The 24,853-nt window shown below is 62.8% G+C and carries 21 protein-coding genes; 16 read left to right on the top strand and 5 right to left on the bottom strand.

Annotated elements, in window-relative coordinates:
- Window positions 1-170: 170 nt before the first annotated feature.
- Window positions 171-2,162, bottom strand: coding sequence for a fructose-1,6-bisphosphatase (locus B5F19_RS12755; protein ID WP_087291053.1), 1,992 nt, complete (start codon window positions 2,160-2,162; stop codon window positions 171-173).
- Between the two features lie 231 nt (window positions 2,163-2,393).
- Window positions 2,394-3,170, bottom strand: coding sequence for an enoyl-CoA hydratase-related protein (locus B5F19_RS12750; RefSeq protein WP_087291051.1), 777 nt, complete (start codon window positions 3,168-3,170; stop codon window positions 2,394-2,396).
- A gap of 185 nt (window positions 3,171-3,355) precedes the next feature.
- On the opposite strand from B5F19_RS12750, the gene B5F19_RS12745 reads away from it, so the two are divergent.
- Window positions 3,356-3,955: a GNAT family N-acetyltransferase gene (locus B5F19_RS12745; protein ID WP_087291049.1), complete on the top strand. Its 600-nt coding sequence runs from the start codon at window positions 3,356-3,358 to the stop codon at window positions 3,953-3,955.
- Window positions 3,956-4,000: 45 nt separating this feature from the next.
- Here B5F19_RS12745 and recQ read toward each other — a convergent pair whose 3' ends face one another.
- Window positions 4,001-5,845: a DNA helicase RecQ gene (gene recQ, locus B5F19_RS12740; protein WP_087291047.1), complete on the bottom strand. Its 1,845-nt coding sequence runs from the start codon at window positions 5,843-5,845 to the stop codon at window positions 4,001-4,003.
- A 129-nt stretch (window positions 5,846-5,974) separates the two neighbouring features.
- Here recQ and sigK point away from each other — a divergent pair, with 129 nt between their 5' ends.
- The 13 genes from sigK to spoIIR all read left to right on the top strand — a co-directional run bounded on the left by sigK (window position 5,975) and on the right by spoIIR (window position 18,089).
- Entirely contained in the window at window positions 5,975-6,673 is a 699-nt protein-coding gene (gene sigK, locus B5F19_RS12735) for an RNA polymerase sporulation sigma factor SigK (RefSeq protein ID WP_087291045.1), read from the top strand.
- A 203-nt stretch (window positions 6,674-6,876) separates the two neighbouring features.
- Window positions 6,877-7,944 carry a TAXI family TRAP transporter solute-binding subunit gene (locus tag B5F19_RS12730; RefSeq protein ID WP_087291043.1) on the top strand — a complete coding sequence of 356 codons (1,068 nt, stop codon included), beginning with the start codon at window positions 6,877-6,879 and terminating at the stop codon, window positions 7,942-7,944.
- Window positions 7,945-7,966: 22 nt separating this feature from the next.
- Window positions 7,967-8,533, top strand: coding sequence for a DUF1850 domain-containing protein (locus B5F19_RS12725; RefSeq protein WP_087291040.1), 567 nt, complete (start codon window positions 7,967-7,969; stop codon window positions 8,531-8,533).
- A 28-nt stretch (window positions 8,534-8,561) separates the two neighbouring features.
- Window positions 8,562-10,724, top strand: coding sequence for a TRAP transporter permease (locus tag B5F19_RS12720; RefSeq protein WP_140394231.1), 2,163 nt, complete (start codon window positions 8,562-8,564; stop codon window positions 10,722-10,724).
- A 174-nt stretch (window positions 10,725-10,898) separates the two neighbouring features.
- Window positions 10,899-11,378, top strand: coding sequence for an Lrp/AsnC family transcriptional regulator (locus B5F19_RS12715; protein ID WP_087291036.1), 480 nt, complete (start codon window positions 10,899-10,901; stop codon window positions 11,376-11,378).
- The gene (locus tag B5F19_RS12710) at window positions 11,375-12,553 is read left to right on the top strand and encodes an aminotransferase class I/II-fold pyridoxal phosphate-dependent enzyme (protein ID WP_087291034.1); all 1,179 of its coding nucleotides are present in this window, start codon (window positions 11,375-11,377) and stop codon (window positions 12,551-12,553) included. The genes B5F19_RS12715 and B5F19_RS12710 overlap by 4 nt, the downstream gene beginning before the upstream one ends.
- 89 nt (window positions 12,554-12,642) lie before the next feature.
- Window positions 12,643-13,293 (top strand): nucleotidyltransferase domain-containing protein, encoded by a 651-nt coding sequence (locus B5F19_RS12705; RefSeq protein ID WP_162612577.1) that lies wholly within the window; start codon window positions 12,643-12,645, stop codon window positions 13,291-13,293.
- Between the two features lie 123 nt (window positions 13,294-13,416).
- Complete coding sequence (gene thrH, locus B5F19_RS12700; RefSeq protein ID WP_087291030.1) at window positions 13,417-14,019, top strand: bifunctional phosphoserine phosphatase/homoserine phosphotransferase ThrH; 603 nt, start codon at window positions 13,417-13,419, stop codon at window positions 14,017-14,019.
- Between the two features lie 33 nt (window positions 14,020-14,052).
- Complete coding sequence (locus B5F19_RS12695; protein ID WP_087291029.1) at window positions 14,053-14,286, top strand: hypothetical protein; 234 nt, start codon at window positions 14,053-14,055, stop codon at window positions 14,284-14,286.
- A gap of 48 nt (window positions 14,287-14,334) precedes the next feature.
- On the top strand, window positions 14,335-14,571 hold the full coding sequence (locus B5F19_RS12690; protein ID WP_087291027.1) for a hypothetical protein: 237 nt from the start codon (window positions 14,335-14,337) through the stop codon (window positions 14,569-14,571).
- A gap of 648 nt (window positions 14,572-15,219) precedes the next feature.
- Window positions 15,220-16,506, top strand: coding sequence for a DUF1015 domain-containing protein (locus B5F19_RS12685; RefSeq protein WP_087291025.1), 1,287 nt, complete (start codon window positions 15,220-15,222; stop codon window positions 16,504-16,506).
- Between the two features lie 33 nt (window positions 16,507-16,539).
- On the top strand, window positions 16,540-17,391 hold the full coding sequence (ispE, locus tag B5F19_RS12680) for a 4-(cytidine 5'-diphospho)-2-C-methyl-D-erythritol kinase (protein ID WP_087291023.1): 852 nt from the start codon (window positions 16,540-16,542) through the stop codon (window positions 17,389-17,391).
- 71 nt (window positions 17,392-17,462) lie between these two features.
- The gene (spoIIR, locus tag B5F19_RS12675) at window positions 17,463-18,089 is read left to right on the top strand and encodes a stage II sporulation protein R (RefSeq protein WP_087291021.1); all 627 of its coding nucleotides are present in this window, start codon (window positions 17,463-17,465) and stop codon (window positions 18,087-18,089) included.
- 212 nt (window positions 18,090-18,301) lie between these two features.
- On the opposite strand, the gene B5F19_RS12670 is transcribed toward spoIIR, so the two are convergent.
- Window positions 18,302-19,837: an oligosaccharide flippase family protein gene (locus tag B5F19_RS12670; protein ID WP_242972809.1), complete on the bottom strand. Its 1,536-nt coding sequence runs from the start codon at window positions 19,835-19,837 to the stop codon at window positions 18,302-18,304.
- A 184-nt stretch (window positions 19,838-20,021) separates the two neighbouring features.
- Here B5F19_RS12670 and B5F19_RS12665 point away from each other — a divergent pair, with 184 nt between their 5' ends.
- Window positions 20,022-21,566, top strand: a complete 1,545-nt coding sequence (locus tag B5F19_RS12665; protein WP_087291017.1) for a sodium:solute symporter family protein — start codon at window positions 20,022-20,024, stop codon at window positions 21,564-21,566.
- A 133-nt stretch (window positions 21,567-21,699) separates the two neighbouring features.
- On the top strand, window positions 21,700-22,554 hold the full coding sequence (locus tag B5F19_RS12660) for an amidohydrolase family protein (protein WP_087291015.1): 855 nt from the start codon (window positions 21,700-21,702) through the stop codon (window positions 22,552-22,554).
- A 291-nt stretch (window positions 22,555-22,845) separates the two neighbouring features.
- Here B5F19_RS12660 and rny read toward each other — a convergent pair whose 3' ends face one another.
- Complete coding sequence (gene rny / locus B5F19_RS12655) at window positions 22,846-24,390, bottom strand: ribonuclease Y (protein ID WP_087291012.1); 1,545 nt, start codon at window positions 24,388-24,390, stop codon at window positions 22,846-22,848.
- Window positions 24,391-24,853 lie beyond the last annotated feature (463 nt).

Here is a 24,853-nt window from a genome sequence, read left to right as displayed (position 1 = left end):
TCGCTGCGCTCGCTGAACGCCTTGCCATGCAAGGCATTCAGGGCATTCGATCCCACTCGAGGCGGGCTGCCGCCCCCTCGAGCTCCCCCGCCAACACTCGGGCGGATTCCTCTTAATAGAGGTTTTTCGGCAAACTGAAAGTGCGGGCCATAGGCCCGCACTTTTTTCCGTTATTCTCTGTGATCCTCCAGCACCGCGCCGGCCTTGAAGGCCTCCACCAGGTTCCGCAGGTCGTCGGACTGGGCCTGGAGCTTCCGGCCGATGTCCGTCTGGGCGATCTTCAGGCGGCTCTCCATCCGCTCGAACACCTGGGAGCTGTTGGCGATGTCCTTGTTCTCCTCAATGGCCTCCTTCCGGCCGCAGAAGGGTTGGTGGGAGACGATGCGCATGACCCAGGAGTTGTAGATGAGGGTGTACCCGGCGATGCCGGTGGTGGGCTGATAGGCCCGGCAGAAGCCGCCGTCAATGACCAGCAGCTTGCCGCCCCCCTTGATGGGGCTCTCCCCCTTCTTGGACTTCACCGGGATGTGGCCGTTGATGATATGGCAGTGGGGCCCCTCCAGGCCGAACTCCTTGAGGAGCAGGTCGCACACGGCGGGGTCCTGGTAGTGGGTGTAGTAGGCGTTCTTGGGCTCGGTCCAGGCGGACTCGTCCTTGATGAGCCGCCGCTCGAAGGTGGTCATCCGGTCCCGGCCGAAGATGGGGCTGTTCCGCCCCGCCCACAAAAACCACAGCAGGTCCATCCCCAGCCTGCGCTCATCGGAGCCGGGCTTTAAGTAGTAGGCCTGCCGGGCGGCGGTGTCCACATAGTCAAAGAACTCCTTGCCCTTCCGCTCCTTGCCCCCCAGGGTGAAGGTGAGCAGCTGCCCGTCCTCGGTCATGGGGATGCAGCCGTGGAAGAGCAGATTCCCGTTGAACACCTTGTAGAGGCTCCCCTTGGAGTACAGGAACCGCACGTGTTTCTGGAGCTTCTCGCTGCGCTGGAAGGAGGCGGTGAGCTGATCGATAACGCTGTTCTCCTCCGGGGTGAGGGTGTAGGGGTCCTTGGGGTCCACGGTGGGGAAGTCGGTGTCCTCCAGGGGGTAGGTGACCCCGTCGATGGTGATGCACTTGTGCTCATAGTCGATCTTGTCCAGCAGCAGCCGGTCGGCCATGCCGTACTCCGGGTGGCGCAGCAGCTTCTGCCCCTCCAGCTTGAAGAGGATGATGGTGATGGCCTTGTGCATCCGGGCGGAGAGTAGCTTATCCTTCTCGCTGTACTGGTCCGCGTCGGGGCCGGTGAGCTTCACGGCGAAGCGGTGTACGTCGCAGTCCTTGTAGACCTCGTTGGCAAAGACGGACAGGGGGCGCAGGGAGATGCCGTAGCCCGTCTCGATGACCTCCAGGTTGTTGTAGTGGATGGAGTTGGCCAGCACGGTGGCCACCAGAGTGCGGGAGCCGGAGGCCGCCCCCATCCACAGGATGTCGTGGTTGCCCCACTGGATGTCCACGCTGTGGTAGTCCAGCAGGGAGTCCATGATGACGTCCGCCCGGGGGCCCCGGTCGAAGATGTCCCCCACGATGTGCATGTGGTCCACCGCCATGCGCTTGATGACGGCGGACACCGCCTCGATAAACCGGTCGGCCTGGCCCAGGTCGATGATGGTGGAGATGATGTTCTCGTAGTAGTCCCGCTTGTCCGTCTCCTCGTAGTGGGTGTGCAGCAGCTCATCGATGATGTAGGCGTAGTCCCTGGGGAGGGCCTTGCGCACCTTGGACCGGGTGTACTTGGAGGACACCCACCGGCAGATCTCAATGAGGCGGTGGAGGGTGATGCGGTACCACTCGTCCATATCCTCATATGTTTCGTGGAGCTGCTCCAGCTTGTCCTCCGGGTAGTAGATGAGGGTGCACAGCTCGTCCCGGTCCGCCTTGGAGATGGTGGCGGCGTACAGGTCGTCCACCTTCTCCTTGATGACGCCGGAGCAGGAGTTCAGAATGTGGAGAAAGGCCTCGTACTCCCCGTGGAGGTCGGAGATAAAGTGCTCCGTGCCTTTGGGCAGGTTCAGAATGGCCTGGAGGTTGATAATCTCGCTGCTGGCCGCCTGTACCGTGGGGTACTGCTGGGCCAGGAGCTTCAAATAGCGCAGTTCTTCCTGGGAAAACGTCTTTTTCCGCTTCATTCCATTGCCTCCTTTGTATTTGCCGGGTCGTGTACCCTCATTATTTCACATTTAGCCGGTGCTTGCAAGATGTTTTCCAACATTTAACCTGAACTAACGGGCCTGTTTTGACAAAAATAAAGCGGCCTCGCGGATTGTACTGTATTGGAAGAAAAAAGTTATCCACAAACAGCGGGCCGGATGGGGACAAAAAGCCCCAAGCCGCCTGAACAGCGGCTTGGGGCTTTGAACTCAGCGGTTTTTGAAGGCGGCGACCTTCTCCTTGTTCACGAAGGCGGTCATGGCGTCCTTCTGGTCCTCGGTGGCGAAGCACACCGCGAAGGCCTCCGCCTCATAGGCGGCGCCGGTGTACATGTCGGTCTGCTGGCCCCTGCGGATGGCGGCCTTGGACTGGCGCACGGCCACCTGGGCGTTGGCGGCGATGGCCTGGGCCAGCTCCATGGCCTTGTCCATCAGCTCCTCGGGGGGATAGACGTGGCTGACCAGGCCGATCTCCTTGGCCTGCTGGGCGTTGATGTTCTTGGCGGTGAGGATGAGCTCCATGGCGTTGGACACCCCCACGATGCGGGCCAGGCGCTGGGTGCCGCCGAAGCCGGGGGTGATGCCCAGACCCACCTCAGGCTGGCCGAACTTGGCCTTCTCGCTGGCCAGACGGATGTCGCAGGCCATGGACAGCTCACAGCCGCCGCCCAGAGCGAAGCCATTCACCGCGGCGATGACGGGCTTGGGGAAGTTCTCCAGCTTCAGGAACACACTGTTGCCGTACATACCGAACTGCTTGGCCTGTACGGGGGTAAAATCCTTCATCTGGCCGATGTCGGCCCCGGCCACAAAGGAGCGGCCCGCGCCGGTGAGGATGAGCACCAGCACCTCGTCGTTGGCCTCCGCCGCGTCCAGGACGGCGTCCAGATCCTTCAGCACCTGGTCGTTCAGGGCGTTCAGGGCCTCGGGACGGTTCATGGTGATGACCCCGATGGGGCCGCGCTGTTCAAAGTCTACAAAAGCCATGGGAAAGTTCCTCCTTTTGAGTTCTGTCGTTATGTAAATGGATTGGATGCTGTCGTACTGGTGTCATTATACAATAAACCCCCGGCCAGGGCAAGGGAAACAAGGACTTTTTCCCAACTCCCTTGCACCGGAAACAGAAAGAGTGCTACAATGGGGCCAATTTGATTACGCTGGAGGAAGGCCTTATGGAAGCTGTTACCATCCGCCCCGCCGTCCCGGAGGACGCCCCCGCCCTGCTGGCCATCTACGCCCCCTATGTGCGGGAGACCGCAGTTACCTTTGAGTATGAGGTCCCCACTCCGGAGGAGTTCGCCGGGCGCATCCGCCGCACTCTGGAGCGGTACCCCTATCTGACCGCCCAGTGCGGGGGCGAGGTGCTGGGGTACGCCTGCGCCGGACCCTTCAAGGAGCGGGCCGCCTACGGCTGGTCGGTGGAGACCACCATCTACCTGCGGCAGGACCAGCGGGGCCGCGGCCTTGGCCGGGCCCTGTATCAGGCGTTGGAGCGCTGTCTGGCCGCCCAGCACATCCAGAATCTCAACGCCTGTATCGCCGACCCCGCCCAGGAGGGGGACCCCTACCTCACCGGGGCCAGCGCCGCCTTCCACGCCGGGCTGGGCTATCAGCTGGCGGGGCGGTTCCACAAGTGCGGCTATAAGTTCGGCCGGTGGTACGACATGATCTGGATGGAGAAGATTCTGGGCGCCCACCCGGAGCGCCCCCCGGAGGTCATCCCCTTTTCCGAGCTGTTGGAGGGGGGAGCGTTCCCGGGGCTTCTCCGGTGATCCGGGGAGCCGCTTCGGCCCACAGGCATTGGGACCAGGGGCGTCCTATGGGCGCTCCTGGTCCTGATACTCTGCGATGGCCCGGAGAAATTCTTCCCCGTACCGGGCGGCCTTGACTTCTCCAACCCCCGTCACGTCCAGAAATTCGTCCATCGTACGGGGGACCTTCTCCGCCATGTCCGCCAAAGTGGCGTTGGAGAACACCACATAGGCCGGGACGTTCTCCTCCTGCGCCAGCCGGGTCCGGACGGCCCGGAGGGCGGAGAACAGGTCCTCCGCCTCCGGGGCGGGGGAGGGGGCGGTTTTTTTGCGCCCCGGCCGCCGCGCCTCCCCGGCCCGGTCCCTCCGCACCGGCATGGAGAGTTTTTTCCCCTGAAACAGAATCTTGGAGGCGGCCGGGGTGGGTTCCAGCGTGGCGTGGAGCGGATTGGTGCGCAGGAGGCCCTCCGCCTCCAGAAAGTCCATGAGCGTCCGGACCTGTTCCGCCGGGAGCCGGCTCATAAGGCCGTAGGTGGAGAGCTGGTCCAGGCCCAGGCCGGCCACCCGCTGGGTTCGGCTGCCCCGCAGAACCTGGACGAGGAGGGTTTTCCCCACGTAGTAGCCCAGCCGGCTCTTCACCCGGTGCACACAGGAGAGGATCATCTGAGCGGGGACGGTGATGTCCTGGAGCTGGTACTCTCCGCGGCAGTTGCCGCAGTTCCCGCAGGCCGGGCCGTGCGCCTGCCCGAAGTAGTCCAGAAGGCGGCCCCGGAGGCAGCCGGAGGTGCGGCAGTAGCCGATCATGGCCTGGAGCCGGGCCTGGTCCTGGCGGCGGACCTGTTCCTGCTCCTCCTCATCCAGTTCCACATTGCCGCTGTTCTCCAGCAGAAATTTGGCGGTGGTGATGTCGCCGGCGGAGTAGAGGAGAATACAGTCCGCCGGCTCCCCGTCCCGTCCGGCCCGCCCCGCCTCCTGGTAGTAGGCCTCCAGGCTCTTGGGCATGTTGTAGTGGATGACATAGCTCACATTGGATTTGTCAATGCCCATGCCGAAGGCGTTGGTGGCCACCATGACCGGCCTGCGGTCGAACTGAAAGTCGTCCTGATTTGCCTGGCGCTCCTCCTCGGCCAGCCCGGCGTGGTACCGGGTGGCGGGGATGCCCCGCTGGCACAGGGCGGCGCAGACCTTCTCCACGCCGGAGCGGGTGGCGCAGTAGATGATGCCGCTCTTTCCGCGCCGCTCCTGGACCAGTTCCAGCAGGGCGGGCAGCTTTCGCTGGGGGCTCCGCACGTCCAGGAACAGGTTGGGGCGGTCGAAGCCGGTGACCTCGCACAGGGGGTTCTCCAGCTCCAGGCGCTGCGCGATGTCGTCCCGCACCTGTGCTGTGGCGGTGGCGGTGAAGGCGGCCACCACCGGGCGGCGGGGGAGGGCGTGCAGAAACTCGGAGATCTTCAGATAGCTGGGGCGGAAGTCCTGTCCCCACTGGGAGATGCAGTGGGCCTCGTCCACGGCCACCAGAGAGACGGGAACTTCCCGGGTGAGAGCGGAAAACCCCTCGCCGCTCAGGCGCTCCGGCGCGATATACAGCAGCTTGTAGGCCCCCTGATAGGCCCGGCGGTACACCAGCCGGATCTGGTCTGGGGACAGCGTGCTGTTGAGGTAGGCGGCGTCCACCCCGGCCTTCCGCAGGGCGGTCACCTGGTCCTTCATCAGAGAGATGAGAGGGGAGATCACCAGAGTGATCCCGGGCAGCATCAGAGCGGGAACCTGGTAGCACAGGGATTTTCCGCCTCCGGTGGGCATGATCCCCAGGACGTCCCGCCCGGAGAGAATCGCACCGATCAGCCGCTCCTGACCCGGGCGGAAGCGGTCATAGCCGAAATAATGCTTTAAAATCTCATATTGGTCCATGGTCAACCCCTCCGCCCCAGGCCGGACAGCCTTAAACTATCTCTCTCTGGTACAGTATAGCATATTTTTTCGAAATGGAACATAGGGACGAGCTGGAGGAGAATACAGTGGGGCAGGAGGTGTCTGCCCATGCTTTCCCCAGTCATTTACCTGATGCTCCACAGCCTTTTTTTCACCCTCCGCCTGTCCGGAGGAGGGGGCTCCTTCCCGCGCCCCCTGAAGGCGGCGGAGGAGCGGGAATACCTGACGCGCTGCGCCCAGGGGGATCTGGAGGCCCGCAACGTCCTGGTGGAACATAATTTGAGGTTGGTGGCCCATATCGTGAAAAAATACTACGCCCAGACCGGGGACCAGGACGACCTGATCTCCATTGGCACCATTGGCCTCATCAAGGGGATCTCCACCTTTAAGGCGGACAAAAACGTCCGGCTGGCCACCTATGCCAGCCGGTGTATTGAAAATGAGATCCTGATGCATTTTCGGGCCCAGAAGAAGCTGCAGGGAGAGGTCTCTCTCACCGAGACGCTGGAGTCGGGAGGCGACGGGAACTCTCTCTCCCTGATGGACGTAATCGCGGTGGATGACGATATGCTGGAAGAACTGGACACCCGGGACGCCTGTGAAAAAGTGCGGCAGTGCGTCCAGACCTGCCTGTCGCCCCGGGAGAGAAAGATCATCACCCTGCGCTATGGGCTGGGCGGCCAGGCTCCGCATACCCAGCGGGAGATCGCCGCCCAGTGCGGGATCAGCCGGTCGTATGTATCCCGCATCGAAAAGCGGGCGCTGAGCAAATTGGAGGAGGCGATGGGGGACTGGCGGCCGGACTAAGGAAACAAATGCATGAAAACTTGCAGAAATAGATCAAAAAAGGAAAATTTCGTTAAAATAATAACGATTTTGAGGAAAAATGAATCTTTTTGGTCAGAATACAAAAGAGATGAAAAAAATTCTTGCATTATACATGCAATTAGACTATAATGAGTGTGCAAGCAAAATTCCCCAGAAAATCATTTTGAATTGGAGGAATCATCATGCTGAAAAAGAAACTTGCTCTTGTCCTGGCCATGGCGATGGCTGCCAGTTTGGCGCTGTCCGGCTGTGGCAACCCCCATGCGTCGGACGCCGGCTCCAGTTCTGGAAGCGGGTCTGGCGGAACCAGCACGGCGGCCCCGAGTGGCGGCTCGGGTGAATCGGCGGTTCTGGCCACCGGAGGCTCCACCGGTACTTATTACGGCGTAGGTTCTGGTATGTGCACCGTGCTGAACCCCATCATCGGCGATGTGCTGAACATGACCGCCACCTCCACTGGCGCCTCCAAGGAGAACGTCCAGGGTATCACCGACGGCAAGTATCAGCTGGCCATTCTTCAGTCCGACGTGCTGACCTACGCCCACAACGGCGAGGACATGTTCGAGGAGCCTGAGACGGACGCCCTTTGGGTGGCCGGCCTGTACAATGAGACGGTTCAGATCACTGCCCGCGGCGGCATTACCGACGTGTCCGAGCTGGCCGGCAAGACCGTCTGCGTGGGCGACCGTGGCTCCGGCACCGAGTTCAATGCCCGCCAGGTTCTGGAAGCCTACGGCATGACCTATGACGACATCAATGTTACTTACGGCTCCTTCGGCGACGCCTCCGAGCAGCTGAAGAACGGCCAGATCGACGCGGCCTTCACCGTGGCCGGCGCCCCCACCGTGGCCATCACCGAGCTGGCCACCAGCGGTATGGACTTCTCCATGGTCTCTCTGACCCAGGAGGCCGTGGATTACCTCACGGAGCATTACCCCTTCCTGGTCCAGGAGAACCTGCCCGCTAACACCTATGAGGGTGTGGATTACGAAGTGACCTGCGTGGCCGTCCAGGCCGTACTGGTCGCCTCTGACGACCTGAGCGAGGATGCCGTGTATGAGCTCACCAAGGCTCTGTTCGAGAACAAGGAGGAGCTGATTGTCGGCCATCCCAAGTTCGAGCTGCTGACCGACTATGACGCCACCAAGGGCATTTCCGTCCCCGTCCATCCCGGAGCCCTGAAATACTATGTGGAGGCCGGCGTGCTGGATGAGGAGGGCAACCTGCTCATCGACGCCCCCACCGCTTAATATTCGGGAAAGCGTCTGAACCTTGCATCGCAAACGAATTTTGGGGGCCGCTGCAATAATAGCTGCTATTATTGCAGCGGCCCTTTTCATTGGGACACGGAGAGGATGGTACCTCACGGTTCGGGACGAGCACAGCGGGGAACTCTATGCCAGTTACCGGGTAGAGCCGGGGGAACAGGTGGGCCTGGGGTTTATCCACTCTGTCAACCTCTATCCGCTGCTGGATGTGTTTCAGGTGGGGGAGGACGGCGTTCTGTACGCGGAGACCACCATCTACTATCAGTTCGGCGCGGGCGTCCAGACTGAATTGAACCCGGGAGAGACGTTCCGGGTGGGAGAGGACGGCGCGCTGATTGTAGACAATATCCATCAGCCTTTTCCGGAGCTGAGCTCTTCGGCGGGGGGATTTTCCGACCGCACTCTGCTGCTGGGAGAGGTGAGTCAGGACTACCCGCAGATCAAAGATTTGATCGGTGTGTATACCGGACAGCTGGAGACCCAGGTGGGAAATACCAGGGTCATCAGTCTCAGCGAGCTGTGCGGAAAGGATTCCATCATCACGTTGTCCTGTGAGTACCGGTCTTTTTAAATGTGTGACAAAAAGGAGGAGAGCGATTGTGGAAGAAAAAGAAAAACGGACGGTAGAAGATTCTTCCCCTATCGACGTAGACGTAGGAACTGCGGCCGATGTGGAAGCGGTCATGAAAAAGTATGACCGGGAGTCCAACACAAAGATCTGGGAGGGGCTGCCCAAGCAGGTCATCCGCTACGCCATGGCGCTGTTTATGATCTTCATGGTGTACGTGAGCATGTTCTCCAGCATGGACGGCAGCGTCCGCCGCTGCTGGTTCCTGGGACTGGTCCTGGTGTTCGTATACGTCATGTACCCCATCAAGAAGGGCGCGGTCACCCGGGTCAACTATATGCCCTGGTACGACATTGTGCTGGCGGTGCTGTCCATCGGAACCTTCGGCTATCAGATCTATTTCCTGGACGACCTGATCTACAAAGGAAGCCGCCTGGATACCATTGATATCATCATCGGTACGCTGGCGATTCTGCTGCTCATTGAGGCCTGCCGCCGGGTGGTGGGCATCCCGATTATCGTGGTGGTGGTGGCCTTTATGGCCTATGCCCTGCTGGGTTCGGGGATGGCGTTCAAGGATCTGATCTACACCCTGTTCTACACCACCCAGGGCATTCTGGGCACCCCCATCCAGGTGTGCTCCACCTACATCTTCCTGTTCGTCCTGTTCGGAGCCTTCCTGGAGGCCACCGGCATCGCGGCCTTCTTCATTGATCTGGCCAATGCCATCGCCGGCTCCGCCACCGGCGGCCCGGCCAAGGTGGCCGTCATCTCCTCCGCCCTGTGCGGCATGGTGTCCGGCTCCTCCGTGGGCAACACCGTGACCACCGGCTCGGTGACCATCCCTCTGATGAAGAAAACCGGCTATCCGCCCCAGTTTGCCGGCGCGGTGGAGGCGGCGGCCTCTACCGGCGGTCAGATCATGCCCCCCATTATGGGCGCGGCGGCCTTCCTGATGGCGGAGATGACCGGCGAGTCCTACAACACCATTATCATTCGGGCAATCCTGCCTGCGTTCCTGTATTTTGCCGGTATCTTCATCATGGTACACTTCAAGGCCAAGTCCATGGGACTGAAGGGCCTGAAGCGGTCTGAGCTGCCGAAATTCCGAGACATCTGGCCCAAGTTCTACCTGCTGCTCCCCCTGGTGGTGCTGGTGTATACCGTCATGCAGACCGGCTCCTTTACCATGGCCTACTGTGCGGTGGTCTCCTCCCTGGTGGCCATCGTGGCCAGCATGATGGACCGGGAGAAGGGCGTGGGACGCAAGCTGCTGATGCTGATTCCCGGCATCCCCCTGCTGATTTACGCCTTCGGCATGCCCAATCTGACGGCGATCTTCCCCAACGCCACTTCCCAGGAGCTGTATGCCTACCGGGATCTGATGACCACCTGGTTCCTGCCCATCTTCTTCGTGCTGTTCATTATCTTTACCCTGATCAGCGAGCCCAACCGGAAGAATGTGCAGACCTACGTCACCGCTCTGGAGGGCGGCACCAAGAGCTGCCTGTCCGTGGGCGTGGCCTGCGGCATGGCGGGCATTGTGGCCGGTGTGGTCACCTCCACCGGTCTGGGCCAGATTATCATCAACGCCATTGTGGCAGTGGCGGGCGACCAGCTGATCATCGCGCTGGTGCTGACCATGCTGTGCTGTATCGTGCTGGGCATGGGCGTGCCTACCACGGCGAACTACGTGATCATGGCCACCACCTGCGCTCCCATCCTGATCCAGATGGGCGTGCCCCTGATGGCGGCTCACTTCTTCGTGTTCTACTTCGGCATCGTGGCTGACATTACGCCTCCTGTGGCCCTGGCCGCCTATGCCGGCTCCGCCATCGCCAAGGCCGACCCCATGAAGACCGGTCTGAACGCCACCCGTCTGGCCATCGCGGCCTTTATCGTCCCCTACATCTTCGTGTTCAGCCCCATTATGCTCTTCATCGGCGAGTACACGGTCTTTGACGTGGTGCGGATTGTCGTTACCTCCTCCTGCGGCATGTTCCTGCTGGGCGCAGGCCTCATCGGCTTCATGCTGCGCAAGCTGAACATGGTGCTTCGGCTGGTGTGTATTGCCGCCGGTCTGTGTATGATCGATCCGGGCGCCTTCACGGATCTGATCGGCGCGGCGGTTCTGGTCGTTATGATTGTCTATCAGGTGATGCTCAACAAAAAGGAGGCCGTACGGCCCGCCTGACAGCGGAACGGCCTGCCCAAACTTTTCAGACAGAACTGCGGCTCCTCCCATCGGGAGGAGCCGCTCTTTTTTTCTGCCGCGCATTGCCTTATAGGGGAAAATAAGCTATAATGAAACCAATTCCCGGCTTGTGATTCTGGACGGGAGAAAATCCATACAAGGAGGTCCCAGACTATGCATACGCTGCTGGAACTGCTGGAACAAGACTGTACTCAACCTACCGCACAGCTGGCCGCACAGGCAGGCATGACCGAGGCAGAGGTGGAGAAGGAGCGAGCACGCCTGGAGGAGGATGGCGCCATTTTGGGCTATCAGGCGATCATCGACTGGGACCGGGTGAAGCGGGAGAACGTCACCGCCCTCATCGAGGTGAAGGTGGTCCCCCAGAGCATCGACGGTTTTGACCGCATCGCCGAGCGGATCTACCAGTACGAGGAAGTGGAGAGCATGTACCTGATGAGCGGGTCCTTCGACCTGACCGTCATCATCTCCGGGCGCACCCTGCGGGAGGTGGCCCAGTTCGTGGGCGAGCGCCTGGCCACCATCGAGGGGGTCACCGGCACCGCCACCCACTTCATTTTGAAGAAATATAAAGAGAAGCATCTGGTGTTCCGACGTCCGGAGCCCCAAGAAAGGGAGTTTGTATTTTCATGAATTATGACCAGATTTTGAATCAGAAGATCCAGGGCGTCAAGCCCTCCGGCATTCGGAAGTTTTTTGATATTTTGGAGGAGATGACCGACGCCATCACCCTGGGCATCGGTGAGCCCGACTTTGTCACCCCCTGGCACATCCGGGACGCGGGTATATACTCCCTGGAGCGGGGCCACACCAAGTATACCTCCAACGCCGGCATGCTGGAGCTGCGGCGGGAGATTGTCAACTACCTGCGCCGCCGCTTCGATTTGAGCTATGACTACACCAGCCAGGTGCTGGTCACTGTGGGCGGCAGCGAGGCCATCGATCTGTCCCTGCGCTGCCTTCTGAACCCGGGGGACGAGGTCATCATCCCCACCCCTTCCTTTGTGTGCTACGGTCCCCTCACCGAGATGGCCGGGGGCGTCCCGGTGTATGTGGAGCTGAAGGCGGAGAATGAGTTCCGCCTCACCCCTGAGGAGCTGAAGGCGGTCATCACCCCCAAAACCAAGGTGCTGGTGCTGCCCTTCCCCTGCAACCCCACCGGCGGTATTATGGAGCGGAAGGACCTGGAGGCCCTGATGCCTATTTTGAAGGACACCAACATCATGGTCCTCTCCGATGAGATCTACGCCGAGCTCACCTACGGCCAGCACCACGTGTCCCCCGCCAACCTGACCGAGCTGTACGACCGCACCGTGCTGGTCAACGGCTTCTCCAAGAGCCACGCCATGACCGGCTGGCGCATGGGCTATGTGTGTGCCCCCAAGCCCATCGTGGCCGCCATGACCAAGCTCCACCAGTTCGGCATCATGTCCGCCCCCACCACCAGCCAGTACGCCGCCATTGAGGCCATGCGCAACGGGGACGGGGACATCGAGCACATGCGGGAGGAGTACGACAGCCGCCGCCGGTATCTGGTGGAGAACCTGAACCGCATCGGCCTGACCTGCTTCGAGCCCAAGGGGGCCTTCTATGTGTTCCCCTGCATCAAGTCCAGCGGCCTGAGCTCCCAGGAGTTCTGTGAGCGCTTCCTCCGGGAGGAGAAGGTGGCCGTCATCCCCGGCGACGCCTTCGGCCCCGGCGGCGAGGGCTATGTGCGGGCCTGCTACGCCGCCTCCATGAAGGACATCGCCGAGGCGGTGAGCCGTATGGACAACTTCCTTCAGAACCTGAAGGGCAAAGAAAATTAAGAATTAAGAGTTAAGAATTAAGAATTAAGAATGATCCGATGAATACTGCAGGCAGCAGTGGGGGAGACCCCTTGAATATAGAGTCCTGGATGGACTTATTTTTAAAAGAATTACAAAACGTATTTAAAAACCGGCTGGTTTTCGTGGGGCTCCAGGGCAGCCGGGGCCGGGGAGAGGGCCGGCCGGACAGCGACATCGACGCGGTGGTGGTGCTGGACCGGCTGACCCCCGCCGACCTGGATGCCTATGAGGGGCTGCTGGACCGGCTTCCAAACCGGGAGCTGGTGTGCGGCTTTGTCTCTGGCAGAGAGGAGCTGGCCGCCTGGGAGCGGTCCGAGCTGTTCCAGTTTGCCCGGGACACCCGCCCCTGGCTGGGCTCTCTGGATGAGATTCTCCCGCCGGTGGAGCGGAGGGACGTTCAAAAAGCGGTCCACGCCGGGGCCTGCGGCATCTACCACGCCGCCGTTCACAACCGGCTCCACGACAGGAGCCTCCCCATGCTGGGGGAGCTCTATAAGCAGGCGGGGTTCCTTCTCCAGGCCAAGCACTTCCTGGAGACCGGGGAGAACCTGACCCGCCCCCGGGAGCTCCTGCCCCGCCTGGGAGAGGAGGACCGGACCGTCCTGGAGGGGCGGGAGCGGGCCGCCGCCCTGTCCGGACCGGAGACGCCGGAGTTTCGCGCCCTGTGCGAAGCTCTGATCTCCTGGTCCTCCCGGCTGATTCAGGAATATGCGGAGTAAATTCAGAAGGTCCGTCCCGCGGGGCGGGCCTTCGCCCGAAGATGGAATGACGGCTGCCGCCCTCCGCCGGGCGGGAGCGCGGAGAAAGCAGAACGCGACGTTTCAATGAGAGGAAGGTAAACGATGTACATCACCTGTTTGGACATGGAGGGCGTGCTGGTCCCCGAAATCTGGATCGCCTTCGCCGAGGCCAGCGGCATTCCGGAGCTGCGCCGCACCACCCGGGACGAGCCCGACTACGACAAGCTCATGCGGTGGCGGCTGGGCATTTTGAAGGAGCACGGCCTGGGCCTGAAAGAGATCCAGGCCACCATCGCCAAGATCGACCCCCTGCCCGGGGCCAAGGAGTTCCTGGACGAGCTGCGCTCCTTCACCCAGGTCATCATTCTCAGCGACACCTTCGAGGAGTTCGCCATGCCCCTGATGAAGAAGCTGGGCTACCCCACCATCTTCTGCAACTCCCTGGAGGTGGCCCCCGGCGGGGAGATCACCGGCTTTCGGATGCGCTGTGAGCAGTCCAAGCTCACCACCGTGAAGGCCCTGCAGTCCATCGGCTACGACACCATCGCCGCCGGGGACAGCTACAACGACCTGGGCATGATCCAGGCCAGCAAGGCGGGCTTCCTGTTCAAGAGCACCCCGCAGATCAAGGCCGACCACCCGGAGCTGCCCGCCTATGAGGAGTTCGGTGACCTGCTCAGCGCCATCAAGGGGGCTATGGACTAATTCTGTGGACCAATCTAGAGAGGAGTGGGATCAATGCTGCTGTTTTTGGGCGGAACACTCGGTTTTTCTGTGCTGATCTATGCCGTCCTGGCTCTGTTGGGCGATATGGGTGTGGTTTTTGGCGGGATTCTCTGCGCGGGCGCGCTTTTCGCGGCGTTGTTCTGTGTCACCCTGCGGCTGATCCGAATTGAAGAAAAGCTGAACACCCTGGCCTCCAAGACGGAGAAGCCGGAATCGGACCGCGCTTCCAATCACATTGAGGAGTGACCCCACAGAGCGGAAGCAAAGATAGGCTTTGCGAGAGGAGTGTGTTCTATGAAGACCGTGGCAGTTATTTTTGGATTTCTTGTCCTCGTCTACCTGGTAGCCTGGCTGAGCTTCCTTGATCTGTTTGCTCTTATCGGAGCCCTGCTCCTAATTGCTGCGGCGGCTGTGGGTGTGGGAGCGCTGGTGGTCCATTGCCGAGAAGTCCAAAAACAGCGGGACCGGATGGAGGAAAAGCTGGACGCCATAATCTCCCAGATGGAGGAGTGGGGGCGGCTCAAAAAGTAACCTTTCCCACAGCGTGCCGTCCAGAGGGGCCGCCTCAAGGCGGCGGGGGCACACCCCAGGGTGGCTTCTCTCGGCCTTCGGCCGATTCACCTCCAGCCCCCGCCCTACGAATCGCAAGAGAACCCTCCGTGTCTGGGTAGGGGAGCCCTTTGGGGCTCCCGCCGGGGGCAAGCCAAGAGGTCACCCTCATCCGCCCCCTTCGGGGGCACCTTCCCCCTTCAAAGGGGAAGGCTTGCGGGCGACCGCAAGGGTCGCCCCTACGGCGTATTCTGCACCGGTACCGTTGGCTCGGCATGGCCAGGCGCAGTCGTGGAATCGCATAGACCCTGAATTTTTGCAAACCCAGGGCCCCAGTGGGCCCGGAAGGAATCGCAAGCGACCACTCAGATTTTGCGCGCCGGAAATATTTTGCCTGACTCAAGGGATAACCCCCGCAATGGGGGACCGGGGGTAAGGCGAATATGAGCGCGGAGCGCTCATCCTGAGCCGATCCCTATCCCCTCTGGCCCTTCGGGCCATCTCCCCTTGATAAGGGGAGTCGGCCCCCGGCGATCCTTTGGTGACTTTCCCATCGCTGGGAAAGTCACTCGCCGCCCGCAGGCGGCGAAATCCTCCCTGCAAGAGACCAATTAAAGTGAGTGACCATTGATGAACGATTTATTTGAAACCCTTCCCTTCCGCCCGGCGGACATCCTTCTGCCCAAGGACTGCGAATACTCCAAGTGGAGCGTGGTGGCCTGCGACCAGTACACCTCCCAGCCGGAGTACTGGCAGCGGGTGGAGGAGTACGTGGGCCGTGCCCCCTCCACCCTGCGGCTGATCCTGCCGGAGAGCTGCCTGGAGGGCCCCAATGTGGAGACCGACATCATGGAGATCAACAACACCATGAGCCGGTATCTGCGGGATGGGCGGTTTGTGGAGCACCCCAGCGCCCTGTTCTATGTGGAGCGCACCCTGGACAACGGCAAGGTGCGCCGTGGGCTGATGGGCATGGTGGACCTGGAGCAGTACGACTATGAGCCGGGCTCCTCCGCCCCCATTCGGGCCACCGAGGGGACGGTGCTCTCCCGCATCCCGCCCCGGGTGGCGGTGCGGAAAAACGCTCCCGTGGAGCTGCCCCATGTGATGCTCCTGGTGGACGACCCGGACCAGACGGTGATCGAGCCCCTGTCCGCTCAGACGGGAGAGATGCAGGTGCTGTACGACTTTGACCTGATGGAGCGCGGCGGCCACATCAAGGGCTGGGAGCTGACGGAGGACCAGCAGGCCCAGGTGGCCCGGGCCCTGTCCGCCCTGGCCGACCCGGCCAAGTTCAACGCCCGCTACGGCACCCAGGACGCGGCGGTGATGCTCTTCGCCGTGGGGGACGGCAACCACTCCCTGGCCACCGCCAAGGAGTGCTACGAGCGGCAGAAGCGGCTCACATCCCCGGAGCACTGGGCCAATCTGCCCGCCCGGTACGCCCTGGTGGAGCTGGACAACCTCCACGACGCCTCCCTGGAGTTCGAGCCCATCCACCGCTTGGTGTTCGGGGCGAAGCCGGAGGAGCTGCTCTCCGCCCTGGTGGAGTATTACCCGGGGGCCCGGCGGGGCGATGGGACCGGACACAAGCTGGCCTATGTGTACGGGGAGACCCAGGGCGTGGTCTCCGTCCCCGACCCGGCGGCCCAGCTGCCGGTGGGCACCCTCCAGAACTTCCTGGACTGGTACCTGGCCCGGCACAAAGGGGTGCGGGTGGACTACATCCACGGGGAGGACGTGGTGCGGAAGCTCGCCGCCCAGCCGGACACGGTGGGATTCCTGCTGCCCGCCATGGGCAAGGAGGAGCTCTTCCCCACGGTCATCCGGGACGGGGTGCTCCCCCGCAAGACCTTCTCCATGGGGGAGGCCCACGACAAGCGCTTTTATCTGGAGGCCCGGAAGATCCGGGACTGACCGAAATCCAATCCCTGGCGGGGAGGTGCCGGTGTGGAAATACAGGCCTTTGCCAAATTGAATCTGACCCTTGACATTTTGGGGAAGCGGGAGGACGGCTACCACGATCTGCGGATGGTGATGCAGTCCATCACCCTGGCGGACACCCTCACTCTGGAGGAGAACCAGGGGGAGGGGCTGCGGGTGAGCGCCAATCTGCGCTTTCTCCCCACCGGAGAGAAAAACCTGGCCGCCGCCGCCGCCCTCCGGTTCTGGGAGGCCCTGGGCCGGGAGCCGGAAAACCTGGACATCCGCATTGAGAAGCGTATCCCGGTGTGCGCCGGGATGGCCGGGGGGAGCAGCGACGCCGCCGCCGTCCTCCGGGCCCTGAACCGGCGGGCGGGGGAGCCCTTCTCCCCCCGAGAGCTGGCCAAGATCGGGGAGCGGGTGGGTTCCGACGTGCCCTACTGCGTGCTGGGAGGCACCGCCCTGGCGGAGGGGAGGGGAGAGATGCTCACCCCGCTGGCTCCCCTGCCCCGGTGCTGGGTGGTGGCCTGCAAGCCCGACTTCCCCATCTCCACCCCGGAGCTGTTCGCCCAGGCCGACCGGGTGAAGCTCCGCCGCCGGCCGGACACCGCCGGACTGGTGGCCGCCCTGGAGGCGGGGGACCTGGGGGGCGTGGCCCGGCGGATGTATAACGTCTTTGAGGACGTGCTCCCCGCCCGCCTCTATACCCGGGTGGCTGAGATCAAAAACATCCTGATCCAGTGCGGGGCCCTGGGGGCCAACATGAGCGGCAGCGGCCCCACCGCCTTCGGCCTGTTCGACCGCCTGGAGGCGGCCCAGGAGGCACGGGCCTGCCTGGCCCAGCGCTACCGGGACACTTTTTTGTGCGAGACGGTTTAAAAAGAGAAAACACCGGCTATTCTATGGGTACCGATACATAACGGATGCCAATAGAATGGACGGTGTTTTTTATGCCTTTGGATCGCAGTTTAAAGCGGTGGGAGATCGCCCTGATGGCGGGGGTGCTGTGCGCCCTCCTGTGCGGCTTCTGGCTGGGGGAGGAACAGACCCAGCTGGCCGACCGGGTGATTCGCTTCCACGTGATCGCCAACTCGGACAGCCCAGAGGACCAGGCCCTGAAGCTCCAGGTGCGGGACGCGGTGCTCTCGGCCACGCAGGAGTTTTATCCCCAGGAAGCCAGCCTGGAGGAGGCCCGGGCGGCCCTCTCCGATCACCTGGGGGAGCTGGCCCGGACGGGGCAGGAGACGGTGGAGGCGGCCGGGTACGACTACCCGGTGACCGCCTCCCTGGAGAAGTGCTGGTTCCCCACCAAGGAGTACGACGGCTTCGCCCTCCCCGCCGGGGAGTACACCGCCCTGCGGGTGGTCATCGGCGCGGGGGAGGGGCAGAACTGGTGGTGCGTGGCCTTCCCGCCCCTGTGCCTGGGGGCGGCCTCCGGCACGGTGGAGGACGCCGCCGCCGCGGGGTACTTCTCCCAGGACCAGGCCGCCCTCATCACCGAGGAGGACCAGGGCTATGTGCTGAAATTCAAATCCATGGAGCTGCTGGGGCAGCTGCAGGGGTTCCTGTTTTCCTGACAGAAAAATACCGTTACTTTTGCGCCGCACAGCGGCGCAAAAGTCCGCGCTCCGCTTGCCGGAATCCTTGCACAGCAAGGCTTCCGGGGCATTTGATTCCATTCGAGGCGGGCTGCCGCCCCCTCGAGCTCCCCCGCCAATACTCGGGCGGATTCGTCTAAACAGAGGTTTTTCGACAAGCTGAAACGCCGCCCTGATGGGCGGCGTTCCCTTTACTCAAGCCGGAACAGCCCCCGCAGGGGCACCCCCTGGGCGCTGAGGGCGGCGATATAGAGGACCAGGCCGAAGGCCAGGGCGCCAGGGATGCGCCAGAGGACGGGCACGCCGCTGTCCCGGAGCACCTGAAACAGCAGGTTGGTGACCAGGGCGGACAGGAGGGCGGCCAGCCCCGGGGCGGTCACCCAGTGGAACAGGCGGAAGGACAGGCCGGTGAAGGAGCGCAGCCGCCAGGCGCACAGGACCAGCCCCAGGGCGGCGGAGGCCAGCGTCCCCGCCACAAAGCCCCCCATGCCCACGGAGGGGACGCCCACCAGACAGGCGGTGAAGGCCAGCTGCACCCCGTCGCACACCAGGGAGATCCAGGCCACCGTCCCCTGGCGGCCCACCCCGTTGAGGGAGGCCCCCAGAATGGCCTGGTAGCAGCTCAGGGCGGTGGCCGCAGCCAGGGGGAGGAGATACTCCCCCACCGCCTCCTGGCGGAACAGGAGCACCCCCAGCTCCTCCCCCAGCACCGCCATCATCCCCATGGCGGGGAGGGCCAGCACCGACACGGCGGACAGGGCCTGGGAGACGGTGTCCCGCACCGCCTGGGGGCGGTTCAGGGCGGTGGACCGGGCCAGCCGGGGGACCAGCACCAGACTCATGGCGCTTAAAAAGACGGTGGGCAGGGCCAGCATGGGCAGGGTCATGCCGCACACCACCCCCAGCTCGGAGATGGCCTGGGAGGGCTCCATGCCCCCCTCCACCAGCTTCTGAGGCACCAGGGCGGCGTTCACCGCCCCCATGAGATTGCCCAGCAGGGCGTTGAGCCCCACCGGCAGGGCAATGGAGAACACCCGCCTCCGGCGCACTCTCCCCGGCTCCCCGGGGCCATTCAGGCCCATGCGGCGGAGCCGCCGGCGGCACAGCACGGTGAGGGTCACGGCGGAGGCCACCTCACAGATGACCATGCCCGCCACAATGAGGCCCACCACCCGCTCGGGGTACTGGGGCAGAAAATAGGCCAGCAGGCCCAGCACCGCCCCGGTGCGCACCAGCTGCTCCAGCAGCTCGGCCACCGCCGGGGGGCGCACCAGGCTGGAGCCGTAGAAGAAGTGCTTGTGCAGGTTTTCCACCCCGGTGAGGGCCACGCAGGGCAGGAGAAGGATCAGCCCCAGCTGGGTCCGGGCGTCCCCCAGCCAGTAGACCGAGATGGGGTCGTAGCACAGCAGGACCACCGCCGAGATGGGGGCCATCAGCAGAAATAGAATTTTCAGGCAGGTGCCCAGCAGCTGGGGAATCCCCCGGCTGTTACCCAAAGCCAGATACTGGGGGGTCAGATTGGACACCGCCGCCGTCAGCCCCACGGCGGTGAGGGAGAGGAGGACGGAGTACACCGGCATGATGAGCTGATAGAGGCCCATCACCTCCGCCCCCACCATCCGGGACAGGGCCACCCGGTAGCCGAATCCTAACAGTTGCGACAGGGTCCCCAGCACCGTGAGGAACAGCACGCTCCCCCCGGCTGTCATTCCACGTTCCCGCGCCAAGCTCATCCCCCCTCCTTCTACTGTATTCTGTGAAAAGGGTTGGTATGTTTCCGGGATACGGGCCCGGCGCGGCGGCGAAAAAAATATGGTTTCCCCTCTTGACTTTATTGCTTTTCTGCGTTAAACTGTAACGCGTCAACGCAGCAAATTGTTGAAAGAAACAAGAGAAGGGACAGATCCTCTTATGGCAATCAAACTGGGTATGCTTCTGGTGTTTTTCGCGGTCATGGTGGGCATCGGCCTGTACTGCCGCCGGCACGCCTCCGATGTAAACGGCTTCGTGCTGGGCGGCCGGTCGGTGGGGCCCTGGCTCACCGCCTTCGCCTACGGCACCTCCTACTTCTCCGCCGTGGTCTTTGTGGGCTACGCCGGGCAGTTCGGCTGGAAGTACGGCGTGGCCGCCACCTGGGCGGGCATCGGCAACGCCATTCTGGGCTCGCTGCTGGCCTGGGCGGTGCTGGGACGCCGCACCCGGATCATCACCCAGCATCTGGACAGCGCCACCATGCCCGAGTTCTTCGGCAAGCGCTTCGGCTCCCGGTCGCTGAAGATCGCCGCCTCGGCCATCACCTTTCTGTTTTTGATCCCCTACACCGCCTCTTTGTACAACGGCCTCTCCCGGCTGTTCGGCATGGCCTTTGACATCGACTACGCCGTGTGCGTCATGGTCATGGCGGTGCTCACCGGGGTGTACGTCATCGCCGGGGGCTACATGGCCACCGCCATCAACGACTTCATTCAGGGCATCATCATGATCGTGGGCATCGTCGCCGTCATCGCCGCCGTGCTGAACAGTCAGGGGGGCTTCATGGCCGCCCTGGACGGCCTGGCCCGGGTGAGCGACCCCGCCGCCTCCTCCACCCCCGGCGTGTTCGCCTCCTTCTTCGGCCCCGACCCCCTGAACCTGCTGGGGGTGGTGCTCCTCACGAGCCTGGGCACCTGGGGCCTGCCCCAGATGGTGCAGAAGTTCTACGCCATCAAGAGCGAGACCGCCGTCCACAAGGGCATGATCATCTCCACCGTGTTCGCCCTCATCGTAGCCGGCGGGTGCTACTTCCTGGGGGGCTTCGGGCGGCTGTTCTCCGACCAGGTGGACGTGGCCGCCGACGGCTATGACTCCATCATCCCCACCATGCTCTCCGGACTGCCCGACGTGCTCATCGCCATTGTGGTGATTCTGGTGCTGTCCGCCTCCATGTCCACCCTGTCCTCCCTGGTGCTGGCCTCCAGCTCCACCCTGACCCTGGACTTCCTGAAGGACAACTTTGTGAAGGACATGAAGGAAAAGACCCAGGTGCTCATCATGCGGGTGCTCATCGTCATCTTCATCGCCATCTCGGTGGTCATCGCCATTGTGCAGTACCGCTCCAACGTCACCTTCATCGCCCAGCTTATGGGCATCTCCTGGGGAGCGCTGGCGGGCGCCTTCCTGGCCCCCTTCCTGTACGGCCTGTACTGGAAGAAGGCCACCAAGGCCGGCTGCTGGGCCAGCTTCCTGTTTTCGGTGGTGGTCATGCTGGCCAACATGCTGGCGCCCCAGCTGTTCCCGGCGGTGCTCCGGTCCTCCATCAACGCCGGCGCCTTCTGCATGCTGGCCGGGCTGGTCATCGTGCCGGTGGTCTCCCTGGTGACTCCCAAGCCGGACCGGAAGCTGGTGGACGACGCCTTCTCCTGCTACGACCAGAAGGTGCTGGTGCGCCAGCGGGAGGCCCTGGGAGACGGCGAGTGACCTCCGTTTGGTCCAAAAACGGCAGTTTTTGGGCAAGAAAGTTCCTTTTCAAAGCCGGGCTCCTGTGGTACCCTGTACCCGGAGCCCGGTTTTACCGGACCGCACCATTTTACGAGAAAGGACTGTGAGCTTCATGGTCATTGATATTCACACCCACACCTTCCCGGACAAGCTGGCCGCCACCACCATCCCCAAGCTGGAGGGGATGTCCCACACCCGGGCCTATGTGGACGGCACTGTCTCCGGCCTGCGGACCTCCATGGCCCGGGCGGGGGTGGACGCATCCCTGGTGCTGCCGGTGGCCACCAACCCCCGCCAGGTGGTCCATGTGAACGACAGCTCCGCCCAGATCAACGATTTGGGCCCGGAGACCGGGGTGTACTCCTTCGGCTGCATGCATCCGGACTTCTCCGATTACCGCGCGGAGCTCTCCCGGGTGAAGGAGCTGGGGATGAAGGGCATCAAGCTCCACCCGGTGTACCAGGGGGTGGACTTTGACGACATCCGCACCCTGCGCATCCTGGACCGGGCGGCCGAGCTGGGGCTCATCGTTCTCACTCACTCCGGACTGGACATCGGCTTCCCCGGAGAGGTACGTGTCACCCCCAAGATGGTCCTCCACGCCATTCAGGAGGTAGGGCCCCTCACCCTGATCCTGGCCCACATGGGGGGCTGGCGGAACTGGGAAGAGGTGGAGGAACTGCTGCCCTACGCGCCGGTGTATCTGGACACCTCCTACTCCCTGGGCAGCATCCGTCCTCTGGACGACGGCTACTACAAGCCCGAGGACCTGCCCATGATGGGGGAGGAGCAGTTCCTGCGCATCATCCGCACCTTTGGGTATGAGCGGTTCCTGTTCGGCACCGACAGCCCCTGGAGCGGCCAGCAGGAGAGCCTGGAGCGCTTCCGCGCCCTGCCTCTCACTGACCAGGAGAAGGACGCCATCCTGGGTGGAAACGCCCAGCGGCTGCTGGGGCTCCAGAAGTAATCGCCACAGCCAGACGGCGGCGCAGGTTCTCCTGTGCCGCCGTTTTATTGATACAAGAAAGAATGCGATACTCTCCCGCCGCTGCGCGGCGGAAAAGTCCTCGCTGTGTTTGCTGAACGCCTTGCCGGGCAAGGCATTCAGGTCATTCGATCCCACTCGAGGCGGGCTGCCGTCCCCTCGAGCTCTCCCGCCCCAACTTGAGCGGATTCATCTCAACTGAGTTTTTTGACAAGCTGAGCGCCCCGGCGGAACTCCGCCGGGGCGCTCAAAGCGTATTTTTGTTGGGGGATATTACTTCGCGTACTCGATGGCCTTGGTCTCCCGCAGGAGGTTGACCTTGATCTGGCCGGGGTATTCCAGCTCGTCCTCGATCTTCTTGGCGATCTCCCGGGCCAGGAGCACCATCTGGTCCTCGCTGACCTGGTCGGGCTTGACCATGATGCGGACCTCCCGGCCCGCCTGGATGGCAAAGGACTTCTCCACGCCGGGGAAGGAGGAGGTGATCTCCTCCAGCTTCTCCAGACGCTTGATATAGTTCTCCAGATTCTCCCGCCGGGCGCCGGGCCGGGCGGCGGAGATGGCGTCGGCCGCCTGAACCAGGCAGGCCACCACCGTCTGGGGCTCCACGTCGTTGTGGTGGGCGTGGATGGCGTGGATGACGGCCTCGCTCTCGTGGTACTTCCGGGCCAGCTCCACGCCGATGGTGACGTGGGAGCCCTCCACCTCGTGGTCGATGGACTTGCCCAGGTCGTGGAGCAGTCCGGCCCGCTTGGCCTCGGCCACGTTGGCGCCGATCTCGGCGGCCAGCAGGCCGGCGATGTGGCTGACCTCGATGGAGTGGTTGAGCACGTTCTGGCCGTAGCTGGTGCGGTAGCGCATCCGGCCCAGGAGCTTCACCAGCTCCGGGTGCAGGCCGTGGACGTTGGTCTCAAAGATGGCGCGCTCGCCCTCGGCCTTGATGGTGGCGTCCACCTCCCGCTTGGCCTTCTCCACCATCTCCTCGATGCGGGCGGGGTGGATGCGGCCGTCCAGGATCAGCTTCTCCAGGGCCAGCCGGGCGATCTCCCGGCGGACGGGGTCAAAGCAGGAGACGGTGATGGCCTCCGGCGTGTCGTCGATGATCAGGTCCACCCCGGTCAGGGTCTCCAGGGTGCGGATGTTGCGGCCCTCGCGGCCGATGATGCGGCCCTTCATCTCGTCGTTGGGCAGGGGGACCACAGACACCGTGGCCTCGGCCACGTGGTCGGCGGCGCAGCGCTGGATGGCCAGAGAGATGATCTCCCGGGCCTTGGTGTCCGCCTCGTCCTTGAACCGGGCCTCGATCTCCTTGATCTTCATGGCGGACTCGTGGGTCACGTCGGCCTCCAGCTGGTCAAGCAGGTAGGCCTTGGCCTCCTCGGCGGTAAAGCCGGAGATCTCCTCCAGCTTGGCCACCTGCTCCTGCTTGAGCTGTTCGGCCTCCGCCTGGGTGGCCTCCAGCTTGGCGAGACGGTTGGACAGATGCTCTTCCTTCTTCTCCATGTTCTCCGTCTTGCGGTCCAGGTTCTCTTCCTTCTGCTGCAGCCGGCGCTCCTGCTTCTGCAGGTCGGCGCGGCGCTCTTTCTCTTCCTGTTCGTACTCGTTGCGGGCCTTCAGGATCTCCTCCTTGGCCTCGACCATGGCCTCCCGCTTCTTGTTCTCTGCGCTCTTATACGCCTCGTTGACGATCTGCTTGGCCTGGTTTCGGGCGGAGTTCAGATCCTCCTCCGCCTGCTTCCGCTCCCGCAGAACGCCGAACACGTACACCAGCACAGCACCCACCAGAAGGCCGATGACAGCTCCGATGATATACTCCATGTGGGATGCTTACACCTCCAAAAATACAAAAGTTGGTTGGGGACGCCCCGCTCCCCGGCGCGGCCTGGGCCGCGGGAATATGGTTTCACACCGGCGGGCGGGACCTTCCCGCCGGGTCAGACAGCATAAAAGGAGCCGCAAGGCGTGCTGTGCCGCGGTGGCCCACCATCCTTGCGACAACTGAAAAACATCCCCCAAGTTTTTCAATTTTTGTCCTATCGATTATTTTAAAGGCAACTTGGGGTCATGTCAAGATTTATTCACAATTACGCGGGCGGGTTTCCTGGAATTTTTGGGGAGCGCCGGCTTTGACTTCCGAAAAAAGGAAAAGAGGCGGCGCACAGCGCCGCCTCTCAGGCTGTCAAAAAAGTCCAAGGACTTTTCTGACAGCCTGAAAAATGCCAATACTTTCCCACCGCTGCGCGGCGGAAAAGTCCTCGCTGCGCTCGCTGAACGCCTTGCC

This window comes from Pseudoflavonifractor sp. An184 (assembly GCF_002160305.1).
GTDB classification, from domain to species: domain Bacteria; phylum Bacillota; class Clostridia; order Oscillospirales; family Oscillospiraceae; genus Lawsonibacter; species Lawsonibacter pullicola.
Note: the sequence above shows the minus strand (reverse complement) of the source record. Positions and strands in the feature narration are given on the sequence as shown.